The sequence below is a fragment of the Hymenobacter telluris genome, from assembly GCF_017313265.1.
Classification (GTDB): Bacteria; Bacteroidota; Bacteroidia; order Cytophagales; family Hymenobacteraceae; genus Hymenobacter; species Hymenobacter telluris.
Genome location: NZ_JAFLQZ010000002.1, coordinates 548,065 through 560,801 on the forward strand (window position 1 = coordinate 548,065; position 12,737 = coordinate 560,801).

Consider the following 12,737-nt stretch of genomic DNA (forward strand, 5'->3'; position numbering starts at 1 on the left):
ACCAATATGAAGTTTCTATCCGCTGCTCGTGCTACCGCGCTGGCTGTGCTGCTTGCCTCTGCTACGCCGCTGCTGGCCCAAACGGTACCCGCTACGCTGCAATACGCCACTTATACCTGGGATGCCAAACGTACCAAGCGCCTAGCGGTTTCCGATGAGGAAATGAAGCAGCCCGCTTTGATGCTGCGCGATTTTACCGCTCACGAATATCTGTATAGCCCGCAGGATAAAGGGCTGAAGCTATATTCGACGGAACACCGCATTGTGCGCGTCAACACGTCGGAGGGCATTGAGCGGTTCAACAAAATCTATATTCCGCAGGATGGCGGCCAACTGCTGTTTCTGAAAGCGCGCACCATCAGCCCGCGGGGCGAAGTGGTAGAGGTGAACGAAAGCAGCATCAAGGAACTGAAAGACGAAGACGGCCGCCGCGGCTACAAGATTTTTGCGGTGGAAGGCGTCGAGAAAGGGTCGGAAATCGAGTACATGTTTCTGCGCGAACGGGCTCCTAAGTTTTTCGGGCGGGACTACCTGCAAAGCGACCTGCCGGCCCGTGACGTAACCTTCGAGCTGATTTCGCCGGAAGCCCTGACCTTCGATGCCCGCGTGTACCACGGCCCCGCTGCTTCCCCCCGTGACACGGTGCTGGCCGGCAAACGCCACATCCGGATGAAGCTGGCGCAAGTGCCCGCCGCGCGCGAAGAAGCCTTTGCCGAAACGGCGGCCGAACGGATGCGGGTGGAATACAAGCTGGCCTACACGGCCCAGCGCGGCCGCACCCGGCTCTTCACCTGGGCCGATGCCAGCCAGTACTTACACGAAAGCATCTATTCCTTGAACAAGGACGAAGCCAAGGCAGCCGATAAGGTGCTAAAAGCCGCTAAAGTGCCAACCGGCGACACCGAAACCCAAGTGCGGGCCCTGGAGCAATACCTCAAAACCAACTTCAACGTGCAGGAAGGTGGCGACTTCAACCTGGCGCGGGTGGTGGCCACGCACAACGCGTCCGATGTGGGCATGACTCGCCTGTTCGGGGCGCTGCTCAAGCGCCTCAACATCGAGCACGAGCTGGTAGTAACCACCGACCGGTCCGACGTGGCTTTCGACGAATCGTTTGATTCGTGGAATTACCTCGACAACTACGCCCTCTACTTCCCCGAAACCAAGCAGCTGCTGGCCCCCGCCCGCCCCGACTTCCGGTACGGCATGGTGCCCCCCGGCTGGACCGCCAACAAAGGCCTGTTTGTACGCACCGTGAAACTAGGTTCCACCGAATCAGCCGTGGGTACGGTGCGCGATATTCCTACGCTGAGCGCCGAACAAAGCCCCTCTGACCTGGACATTAAGGTGAAGTTTGCGCCGGAACTAGACAAAGCTTTTGTGGATGTGCACCATGTATTGGGCGGCTACCACGCCCAAGCAATTCAGCCGTTTTATTCTTTGATTCCGGAGGAAAAGCGCACCGAGATACTACAGGCGCTGGTGAAGAGCAGCGTGCCGGATGCCACCTTCCAGAGCGTAAAAGTGACCAACGGCGAGGCTGGCTTGAGTCCCCTTTCCAAGCCGTTTCTGGTAGATGCCAATGTGGAATCGGCCGCGCTGCTCAACAAAGCCGGGCAGCGCTACTTGTTCAAGATTGGCGACTTGCTGGGGCCACAGTCGGAGCTGTACCAGGTAGAAGCCCGGCAGTACGACGTAGAAAACGACTTCAACCGGCGATACAACCGCGTGATTACGCTGGAACTGCCTACCGGCTACCAAGTACGCAACCTACAAGACCTGAACGCCGACGTGAAAGCCGGCCCCGACACCAAAGACCCGCTTTACTACTTCAACTCGAAGTACGACGTGCAGGGCCAGATTGTAAAAGTCACCATCACGGAAGCGTACCGCCAGATTCGGTGGCCCAAGAAGGATTTCGAAGCCTTTCGGGAAGTGGTAAACGCCGCCGCCAACTTCAATAAGGTGGTGCTGGTGCTGGAAAAGAAGAAAAGCTAATGCTTCTGTAGCGTGAAGCCTTTGCTTCGCGTATCGTTGCTGACTACCACGCTCTGATAACGATTCTAGTCAACGATACGCGAAGCAAAGTCTTCGCACTACATTCTTCCATCCATGCCATCCGTTCCCTTTACCACCGATACGCCAGCCGCCGCGGCTTTCCGGCGCACCATCTCCAACCCGCTAAAGCTGCGGCTGTTCATGCTGCGCAGCTTACCCATGGCCTATCTGGCAGGTTTGCGGCTGCGAGAAGTAACGCCCGAGCGAGCCACAGTTACGGTGCCGTTCAAGTACCTTACCAAGAACCCATTCCGCAGCATCTACTTCGCGTGCCTGAGCATGGCCGCTGAAATGGCTAGTGGTATGCTGGCCATGATGTACACCCAGGGTGCCGGCCGCGTCTCGATGCTGGTAGTAGGCCTGGAAGCTGATTTCACCAAGAAAGCCGTGGGTTTGATTGCCTTCACCTCGGAAGACGGCCCTCGCATTGCCCAAGCCATCCTCGACAGCCGCGCCACCGGCGAAGGCCGCACCGTGGTGTGCACCAGCACCGGCCTGGACCAGGCCGGCGACGTGGTGGCTACGTTCCGGATTACCTGGTCGTTTCGGGCAAAGTAGTGCTTAGTACTCTATAGCGGTATATGTCTACTGGGCAGCGAATAATAATTAGGCTATGGTTGCTGAGTGTTGGAGCTATTGTAGTTACTCTGTTTACACCTCTCGAATTCTCTCCATTGCCATTGGATAACCTACCCCGCTGGGGAGTATGGGGGCTGGCCTTCCCTGCCTGCCAATTGTTAGGACAGCATATAGGCAGATTTCAAAGGTTGTGGCGCACAATTCCGTGGCTACTGTGGGGGCCGTTGCTAGCGGTGCAAGCCTTATGGATGCCCTTGTCAGTTCCGGAAGCACTTTCCGGACCATGGTCCAAAATGTTTGAGCCAATGACAGGGTTATTCGTGCGCCAAGAAATATGGGCCACCACACGAGTGCTGTTTCGAAGGGGATGGCAGGTTGTAGCAGTGCAACAGATAGACCCTATGAGTTTCTACCCGCGTTACCACCGAACAGCTATGATAACACCCCTACTACCTGGTGTCCAGTGGGTTACCCGATTAGAACATCGTGAGAATGATGATTGTGTGCTTGATGCTTCTTGGCAGACAGTTGCTCCACAGGAGTTGGTTGTCTCTAAACGCTACCCGTACGAGCTTGAACAAGCTGCGCAACTAAGTTGTGATTCGGCCTTGCTTCGTGCTCTGCACACATGGCAAGTGCGCCGCCAGCAACATCGCGCCCTAAAAAAATGATTGTTAAAGGACTCATCCTCAGAAAAAATTGTCCTCAATCTTCTTCCCTCGGTTGCTCCTTGGTGACGACGTCAATCATGCCGTTCTGTTGAGCCTGATTCAGGCTTGAATGTATCGATAACATGATTTTTTTAAGGGTACGCAGGAAATCGGGGTGCTACTGGCTACAGTGCTACCACCCGCATTACCTGCGAGAAGCCTGTTCCGGATAGCTGCACGTAGTATAAGCCTGCTGCCAATGAATTGCGTGGCAACGCAAACCGGTGCCATCCAGCACCAACTAAGCCCTGATGCAAAGTAGTTACCTCCTGGCCGAGAGTATTGAGCACTCGCAACTGCACTGTTGTGGGGGTTGGTACCGAAAACTCAACTAGAGCATCACCTTGGAATGGATTAGGCGAAACGGGGTATAGGGTTGGCTCTGTGCGTAGCGGCCTGCGCAATACATAGGTGTGCACAAGTACCTGGCGCCGCGTAAAAAACTGTAACGACAAGCTATCCGCCGTAGCGTTGAGGAGCATGGCACCATAGTCACCATTGTAAATAGCGTTACTCTCAGGCAGTGGCGTCTGTCTAACCCGGTAAACACTACGTCCGCCTAGTCCATTAACGAAATAGGGTAGGCCATCAACTGTTAGCTGTTCGTAATGATGATCGTGGCCAGCCAGAACCACCGAGGCGCCCCATGCCCGAAACGGCCACTGTGATTCTTGGGTACTGCCATGGTAACCCGAAGAATAAGGCGCATGATGCAGGTACACTACCTTCCAGCGTGCCGTAGAGGCAGCGAGGCCAGCTTGCAGCCATCGAGCCTGAGCGGAAGTTGCCGTAATACCATCAGGCTCAGCGGGGTCACTGTTGAGGGCAAAGAAATGAACATTGCCGCGCACAAAGTCATAATAGCGGCCGTTGCCGGGCAGCGTAAAATAGTCGCGGTAAGGTTCGCCGTTGCGGGTGTAATAGTCGTGGTTGCCAAGCGAGGGGAAAAAGCGGTTGGTGGAAGCACTGGGGCCATAACGCCCTTTGTACTTATAGATATAGCTGTGATAATACTGGCCGATATTCTGGTCTATGGTGCTGGAGTCGCCTACATCGTAGTTGTTATCACCGAGGGTGATAATGAATTCGGGGTCCCAACTCTTCACCAGTTGCGCTACGTCTCGTTCCGCTGGGCCAGCATAGCCATAATCTCCGATGGCTGCGAAGCGCTGGCCTTCACTTCGGTGAGCGAGCAAGCAGAAGCAAAGCATCGCCGCCAAGCGCCCAAAGCATGCCCATAATGCGGCATGCTTTGCGCTATGCTTATGATAAATTGAAGAAATATAAGAATTTTGATTGTTTATAATAAAAATAAGATTTGAGGTGTTTACTTCGTGCATCATTATCGGGTAAGTCATATTTTGAACTTGCGTATTCGTCGTTTAAAAATACTCATTTAGTAAGTATAAATCTCTCGTTGAAATGGCAAAATGATTATAAAAAGCTGCTGAGTAGTGTCTATTATCTATTCTATGAGTTATGAGGGATATGGATGGCGTATTAAGTAAGTGCGGAATAGTTATAAATAAAGCAAATTAAGCACTAGTTAGCGCCTCTTAATTCAAGTGCCAAGCTGCTATGCCGCTCATGTACTGAGTTCAATGCTGATTAATAGCTGGTGCGCTCGATTTACAGAAGCAAGAGTAAAGAATAATCAAAGCCTGCTTTTTCTGTAATCAGCAGAATTAATTAAGCATAATCAAATAACGATTAGCTACTGCTGAAGCCGTTCTGTTAACGGTAGATATACAATTGATTTTAGATAAATTTTAAAAATAACTTAACTGAATATGAGTAAAAAACTTGCATCAATTAATCTGGTTTTGTTAATTACTGCTTTCACTTTGTCAATTTCAAAGGCATCGGCTAGTGACACAATCAGAGTTAGGCCTAACCTCTATCATATAGACCATCATAAAAATATCGTTATTATAAATCAATCCACTAGTGAATTGATTTCTGGAGCTGGTGAAGCAAAAAACCATTTACTACTGGATGAAACATATGAGTTTCTGGCTCCTGTTTATTCAGTTAATGAATCAGCATCGTACAAAGTAGTATGCCGGGATTCGATGTATACTGCTTACTTCACTAAGCTACCAATAATCCATATCAACACGAGAAGTCAGATAGTAGATACGCCAAGCGTATATGCTTCCTTCTCGATGTCGGAAAATAATCGTGCTTTCACACAATCAGCAATAGGGATAGAGCTAAGAGGTGCTTCTTCGCAAAGCTTGCCTAAGAAATCGTATGAGCTGAGCTTTTGGAGTGATACGCTAGGGGCTGTTTCGCGTGATGTGCGCTTGTTAAATATGCGAACCGATAATAAATGGAATTTGCAAGCTATGTATAACGAGCCACTACGCATGCAAAGCAAAGTATCGAATGAATTGTGGCAGGATATTCACCAGATATATTACAAGAACTTAGAGCCGGACGCTAAAAATGGCATTGCCATGACCTATGTCGAGGTATTTGTTAATGACGAGTACAAAGGGATATACGCACTGAGCGAGCGAATTGACCGTAAGCAGCTAAAGCTCAAAAAATACGATAACCAGACTATCAAGGGAGAATTGTATAAAGGTAGTGGCTGGGGAGCTACCACGTTCACCAGTCTGCCGCCTTTCGATAATACCAGCTTGACATGGGGCGGCTTTGAATACAAGCACCCGGAAGAAGAAATAGACTGGACTAATCTGTATAATTTTGTTGATTTTGTTGAAAATAGCTCTACTCAAGATTTCAATAATAACTATAAAACTAAATTTAAACTTAGCAACGCTGTCGATTATTATATTTTTTTGAATTTACTAAGATCTTTAGATAATACAGGCAAGAATATATATATAGCCAAGTACAAAGCAGGTGAGCCTTATTATTATGTGCCTTGGGATTTGGATGGAGTATTCGGTACTAACTGGCAAGGCAATCAAGATAACGTTACAAATGGGTTGCTTTCCAATGGTTTTTATGATCGGCTGAATCAGGATTGCTCTCCTAACGGTTTCCGAGCAGCATTGGTACAACGCTGGGCTGAACTGCGAACCACTGTTATAAATCAGGATAGCATCATGTCTAGGTTTGCGGTTAATACCAACTATCTGGTCAATAATAATGCCTACGAAAGAGAACATATAGCCTGGAATGACTTTACGTATGACGCAACGCAGCTTACCTACGTTGCTTCTTGGCTAAGCAATAGACTGGCTTATTTAGATGTAGTGTTTAGCCAAAGCTGCACTGCTTTGAGTAACGTAAGTGCTATTGCCACAACAGGTTTAGAACTGAAGATGTATCCTAATCCGGCTACTGGCTATTTAGTGATAGAAAATAACTTCTCAGCTCGTGAAATGTGCGTACAGGACATGAGTGGTAAAATAATTATGAAACAGGCACTAAACAGTAAAACCAGCAAAGTAGATATTAGTGCTTTGCCAAAAGGATTATATATAACGACTGTTAGAAGTGAAAAAACATCCAAGCGAAATAAATTAGTGGTAAATTAAAATTACCTGATTCTAGATAAATAAAAGCGCCGCTGTTCTCTGCATAAATAGTAGCAGAGAGCAGCGGTGCTTTACAAATCAGGATATCCGGTACTACTGGCCGGTTACTCTTCCTCTCCCAAACGCTCTTTGGTAATAACGTTCACCATACCATCCTCACTAACCACAATGGCCAGGCAAGGATAGGGCGAGGTTTCCACGTAGCGGATGGCCGAGTTGTAGCGGGCCCCGCGGGTGCTGGTGCCCCGGCCCGAAGCTTTACCGTCCAGAATGACGCCAATGGAGTAGCAGTAGCTTTCCGGGTCAAGGAGCACGGCGCCGTCGATGGAGGTGACCAGGCGGGTGATGAGCGGCGTGAGTGGTACCGGCTCGATGAGGGTGCATTGCAGCTTCAGGCGGTCGGCCTCGGCCAGGGCTTCGGTGGTGACTACCAGTAGCGTGCCGTGCTTCTGGCGGCTGGCTTCCAGCACCACTTCCCAAAGCCGCTCCACCTTGGCGGGGTCGGTGAGCTGAAAGGTGCGCTTGAGGTCCTTACGGAAACGGCTCCGGTTGACGCGCGAGCGGGGCAGGCTGGGCTGGCTGTAAATGGTGCGCATCAGCACTTTGCCATCATGCTGAAACTCCCAGGCGAAGTGGTTGATGAAGTTGATAACAAACAAATCCTCCCGCGTGGTGTCGTATTCGCCTACCAATCGGCCCAGGGCGTACACGTTTTCACTGTCGGCGAGCAGGCTCACGTCGGAGGTAGTCATTTCGAGCAGCTTGCGTACGGCCCGGTAGTCGGTGAGCGGGGTGGGGCAGGTGAGGGCAAATACCTCTTCCACGTTGGGGTGGCGGCGGCGAGCCATAATCAGCTTGCCCACGCCCTCGGCGCCTTCGTAGCGGAGGCTGGAAATGGTGTTGAGCGTGTTGAACAGGCGTGCCGCACCCGGTTCAGCTCCCAGGGCCTGCGCGGGCGTATCGAGCAGACTTTTACCGGCGGCGCGCAAAATCTCCTCGGATTCGCGGGGGCGCGTGAGCATCCCAAAACCCGGCTCCGACTCGCTTAGCGTTTTGGCGCATTCTTCGGAGAAGCGGTAAATGGCCGCCACCAGCAACGACGGCGCCAACGGCTTGCCATCAGTGTAATAGCGGTGCGGGCGCAACGACGGGTAGGCACGCATGGCCTTGCGGCGCATACGCAGCAGCGTCAGTACGTAGTAGTCGTTGATGGGCACGGGCCAGCCGGCTACGTGCTGGTAGATGCTGTTTTCATCGTGGGCATCAAGCTGCTCCTGCACGGCGTTGCGGATGCCTAGCGCCTCTTGTCGGCGGCTGAGCATTTCCTGCGTGGCGCCGTCGCGGGGTACGGCCCCGGCCAGATTCGACAGCAGCTGAAGCTCCCGGCCCCGGGCCAGGGCATGCGTGAAGCGGGCCGGGTCGAGGCCGTGGTTGGCGGGTTCCAGATGCACCGGCGGCGCTTCGGTGGGCACCAGGGCATCGGGGGCGGTGCACAAGGCCAGCAGCAACACGCTGGGCTCCAGGTCGTCGTCAAGCGTGTTGAAAATACCGTCGGCAATGTTCTGAGCGGCCTGCAAGTACCGCATCTGGTAGGGCCAGACGTGGTAGGTATCGGTTTCGGCGAGAGGCTGGGCCGTGACGGGCGGCGCGGAAAGCAGCGGAATGGAAAGCATAGGAAGGCGGAAAGAAGTCACCGGCACTGGTTGGCGCCCAGTGAACGGAACGCATCAACCGGTCAACAGCACTTGGAAAGGAAGGCTTCAACCGTTTTTAACGACGGACGAAACTCATAATTACTTTACAACTGGAATAGAACAGGCAAAACCATTTTTTGCTTCATCGGCTGGCCCTGATACGTAGCCGGGGTCCACTTTGGGGCCACCTTGATGAGGCGCAAGGCTTCCTGGTCGAGGCCGGAGCCGAGCGGCTTCACCACCTTGGCATCGGTGAGCGAGCCGTCTTTCTGAATGATGAATTCCACCATCACCTTGCCTTCCACCTTGCGTTGCCGAGCCAGGGCAGGGTACTGCTGGTTTTTCTGAATCCACTCGAAAAAGGCTTCGGTGCCGCCTACCGGGCGGGCCGGTTGGTCGGGCGTTACGATGGTAGCGCCGGTTTTGGCACTGCCAGCCGGGGCGGGAGTGCCCGCAGGGGCCGGAGTAGGCGCGGCGGTTGGCTCGGTGGCCGGGGCGGGGCCACCGGCCCCGAGCGGTATCTGAAACGAAATCGGGACGCTGACGCGCTGCCGCACTTTCTGGCCTTTGTGCTGGGCGGGCGTCCATTTTGGGCCGCCTTTTATCAGCCGGACGGCTTCGGCATCCAGAGCCGGGTCGAGGGGCTTGCTGGCGGCCACGTTGGAAATAACGCCGGATTTCTCGACCACAAACGTCACTTCCACGGTGCCGGCTGCGCCGCGCTGCAAGGCCGCCGTGGGGTACTGCTGGTTGTCGGCCAGGTACTGCGCGTAGCCTTCCACGCCGCCGAGGGGCACGGCGGGCTGGGCTACAGCATCGTAAATCTGCTCGGGTTCGGGCTTGGGGTATTTCAATTTCTGCTGGGCCAGGGCGGGGGCAGCCAGCGGCAAGGCCAGGGCTACCACAAAAGCAACACGACGAAATAACTGCATAACGTTGGGGAAAGCAGGGGAGTGGATACCGAAAGTAACTCAACAACCGCACCAACGGCCGTGCCGGTTCAGTGGCCGCGCATCAAGTACAAAAAACGGCTAGTTTTGACGTATGGCACCTGACACTACTTCCGCCGCCGGCGCCCCGGCCACCTCTACTGCCCACAACTCCAGCCGCGCCCCCGAGCCGGTGGGCCTCTATCCGCACGCCCGCCGGGTGGGCAACCTGCTGTTTCTATCGGGAGTGGGGCCGCGGCAACGGGGCCAGAAGGCAGTGCCGGGTGTGGAGTTGGATGCGGCTGGCACCATCATCCGCTACGATTTCGAAAGCCAGTGCCACGCCGTGTTTCAGAACGTGCGCTACATCCTGGAGGAGGCCGGGGCCCGCTGGGAAGATTTGGTGGACGTGACGGTGTTTCTGACCAACATGAAGGCCGACTTTCCTACGTACAACCGCCTCTACGCCGAGTATTTCCAAAGCAACCAGCCCTGCCGTACTACCGTCGAAATCAACTGCTTGCCCACGCCCATTGCCATCGAGCTGAAGTGCGTGGCAGCGGTGGCTGGGTGAAGTGCTGGGGCCTCACCCCCCGGCCCCCTCTCCTAGGGGAGAGGGGGAGCCAGACGAGGCGCCGCCGCGGCTTCGGCTTGCGCCTTCGCAACGGCTACCGGATAACCACCGAAGCTATTTTCAACGGGCCTTATTCATCAATGACACTATCACAATCTCGTCCAACAGGGTAGCAGTCATCTAGGCGCAAGCCGAAATGGCTGCGCTGTACCGTCGTCTGGCTCCCCCTCTCCCCTAGGAGAGGGGGCCGGGGGGTGAGGCCACTATCAGAACGAAGGACTGTGTCGTAACTTTGATTCTGTGTTAATTCTGTTCTGTTGTATCTTATGAAACAAACTTTACCTGTTTCTTTAGGCTTACTTTTTACCTTACCGGCCGCCGCCCAAACTGTGCGGCCCGACACCGCCCGCATTGTCGGCCTGAACGAAGTGGTGGTGTCGGCCAACCGCATTCAGGGCGAGCGGAAGCTGGATTTGCCGCAGCAGGTGGACGTGCTGAGCGCCCGCCAGATTCGGCTGCTCAACCCTGGTACTACCGCCGATGCGCTGTTGAACTCGGGCTGGGTGTTTGTTCAAAAGTCGCAGCTAGGTGGCGGCTCACCGGTTATCCGGGGCTTCGAGGCCAACAAGGTGCTGCTGGTGGTGGATGGGGTGCGGCTCAACAATGCCATCTACCGCGCCGGCCACCTGCAAAATATCATCACGGTAGATGTTAATTCCCTGGAGCGCACCGAAGTGCTGAACGGCGCGGGCGCCGTAATGTACGGCTCCGATGCGCTGGGCGGCGTTATCAGCCTGTATACCAAGCAGCCCCGGCTGGCCGATAGCACGGGCTTTGCGGTGCACACCAACAACCTGCTGCGCTACGCCACCGCCGCCCGCGAAAAAACCGTGCACACCGATTTCACGCTGGGCTGGCGCCGCTGGGCCACCTTCACCAGCGTAACCGCCACCGATTTCGACGACCTGCGCAAAGGCCGCAACGGTATGGACCGTTTTCCGGGTTTTGGGGAAGTGCGCGAATATGTGAAGGAGCAGAACGGCCAGGATGCGGTGGTACCTAACGCCAACCCGAACCGTCAGAAATTCACGGGCTACCGGCAGCTGGATGTGGTGCAGAAAGTGCTGTTTCAGCCCCAGGTGGGCGTGCGGCACCTGCTGAACCTGCAACTCTCCACCACCTCCCACATTCCGCGCTTCGACCGGCTTCAGACCTACCGCAACGGCGCGCTGCGTTTTGCCGAGTGGGACTACGGCCCGCAGCAGCGCCTGTTTGCCAGCTACCAGCTGGAGCTGACGCGCCCAAGCGCCCTGTACGACGTACTGCGCCTGACGCCCGCCGTGCAGAACATCGAAGAAAGCCGCTTGGTGCGGGACTTCAACAACCCACGCCGCGACGAAAACACCGAGAAAGTACGCGTACTGAGCGCCAACCTGGATTTGTTTAAGGACTTGCAGCGCCACGAGCTGCGCTACGGCGCCGAGGTTACCCACAACAAAGTGCGCAGCATTGGGGAAGGCGTAAACGTGTACACGGGCGCGCTAACGCCCATTGTTACGCGCTACCCTAATGGGGCCACTTACGCCACAGCAGGCCTATACGCCGCGCACCGCTGGGAAATAACCGACCATCTGATTCTGTCGGATGGGCTCAGGTTCAGCAACGTGAAAGTAGATGCCGATTTTGCGTTCGACTCGCCTTTTAATAGCGTGAAGCAGAATTCATCCTCGCTGGATGGGAACGTGGGGCTGGTGGCCATGCTGCCGGCGGGGCTGCGGCTGAGCGGCTTGGTAGCCACCGGGTTCCGCAACCCCAACGTGGACGATTTGAGCCGCACGTTCGAGCAAACGGCTGGCACCGGCCAAACGCTGGGCACCCTCATTGTTCCTAACCCGGATTTGAAGCCCGAACGGGTGGTAAACTACGAGGCAGAGCTGTCGGAAAACATCGAAAACCGCCTGCTGCTGTCCGTTACCGGTTTCTACACCACCCTGCGCGACGCCCTGGTAATTCGCCCCTTCACCACCCCCGACGGCCAGACCACCACCCAATACAACGGCCGCACCTACCAAACGCTGGCCCCGGTGAATACCAATAAGGCCCGCATCTACGGGGTTTCCGGCCGCGCCCAGGTGGCCCTGCCCGCCCACCTGCGCCTCGATGGCAGCCTCACCTACACCCAGGGCCGCGACAAAACCGCCGACGTGCCCCTCGACCATATTTCGCCACTGTACGGCCGCGGCGCCCTCACGTACCAGCTGCGCCGGCTGATGGCGGAAGGCTCGGTGCTGTTCAACGGCCGCAAAACGGTGGCCCAATACAGCCCCAGCGGCGAAGACAACCTGCCCCAGGCTACGCCCGCCGGCGCACTCGGCTGGTACACGCTCAACCTGCGCACCAGCTACCAACTCACGCCGCGCTGGGCCGTGCAGGCCGGCCTGGAAAATATTCTGGACCGCAACTACCGCGTATTCGCCTCCGGTATCAGCGCCCCCGGCCGCAACCTGTTCGTCACGGTGCGGTTTGAACGGTAAGAGAGTGAATGAATGGATGATTGAATGATTGGATGGGAGGATGAATGTGGAAATAGCTCGTTACCACCTCATTTTCCCATCCAATCATTCAATCACCCATTCATCCATTCACTCCCTAAAGGGCTACCTTCGTGGCTTCATCTGATG

General features: G+C 54.9%; 8 protein-coding genes. 5 read left to right on the forward strand and 3 right to left on the reverse strand.

The window, feature by feature from the left end; all coding sequences use genetic code 11:
• Positions 1-6: 6 nt before the first annotated feature.
• Both J0X19_RS04655 and J0X19_RS04660 read left to right on the forward strand, forming a co-directional pair.
• Positions 7-1,998, forward strand: coding sequence for a DUF3857 domain-containing protein (locus tag J0X19_RS04655; protein ID WP_206981746.1), 1,992 nt, complete (start codon positions 7-9; stop codon positions 1,996-1,998).
• A 114-nt stretch (positions 1,999-2,112) separates the two neighbouring features.
• A complete protein-coding gene (locus J0X19_RS04660) occupies positions 2,113-2,616 on the forward strand; it encodes a DUF4442 domain-containing protein (RefSeq protein ID WP_242581975.1) in 504 nt (167 codons plus the stop codon).
• Between the two features lie 856 nt (positions 2,617-3,472).
• Here the strand turns inward: J0X19_RS04660 and J0X19_RS04665 are convergent.
• Positions 3,473-4,690, reverse strand: a complete 1,218-nt coding sequence (locus J0X19_RS04665; protein ID WP_206981748.1) for a metallophosphoesterase — start codon at positions 4,688-4,690, stop codon at positions 3,473-3,475.
• Between the two features lie 447 nt (positions 4,691-5,137).
• Here J0X19_RS04665 and J0X19_RS04670 point away from each other — a divergent pair, with 447 nt between their 5' ends.
• Positions 5,138-6,859: a CotH kinase family protein gene (locus J0X19_RS04670; protein WP_206981759.1), complete on the forward strand. Its 1,722-nt coding sequence runs from the start codon at positions 5,138-5,140 to the stop codon at positions 6,857-6,859.
• A gap of 104 nt (positions 6,860-6,963) precedes the next feature.
• Here J0X19_RS04670 and J0X19_RS04675 read toward each other — a convergent pair whose 3' ends face one another.
• Positions 6,964-8,532, reverse strand: coding sequence for a DNA integrity scanning protein DisA nucleotide-binding domain protein (locus J0X19_RS04675; protein WP_206981761.1), 1,569 nt, complete (start codon positions 8,530-8,532; stop codon positions 6,964-6,966).
• A 125-nt stretch (positions 8,533-8,657) separates the two neighbouring features.
• Positions 8,658-9,485 (reverse strand): energy transducer TonB, encoded by an 828-nt coding sequence (locus J0X19_RS04680; protein ID WP_206981763.1) that lies wholly within the window; start codon positions 9,483-9,485, stop codon positions 8,658-8,660.
• A 112-nt stretch (positions 9,486-9,597) separates the two neighbouring features.
• Between J0X19_RS04680 and J0X19_RS04685 the strand changes: the two genes are divergently transcribed.
• Positions 9,598-10,056: a RidA family protein gene (locus J0X19_RS04685; protein ID WP_206981765.1), complete on the forward strand. Its 459-nt coding sequence runs from the start codon at positions 9,598-9,600 to the stop codon at positions 10,054-10,056.
• A 326-nt stretch (positions 10,057-10,382) separates the two neighbouring features.
• Positions 10,383-12,590, forward strand: coding sequence for a TonB-dependent receptor plug domain-containing protein (locus J0X19_RS04690; RefSeq protein ID WP_206981767.1), 2,208 nt, complete (start codon positions 10,383-10,385; stop codon positions 12,588-12,590).
• Positions 12,591-12,737: the final 147 nt, after the last annotated feature.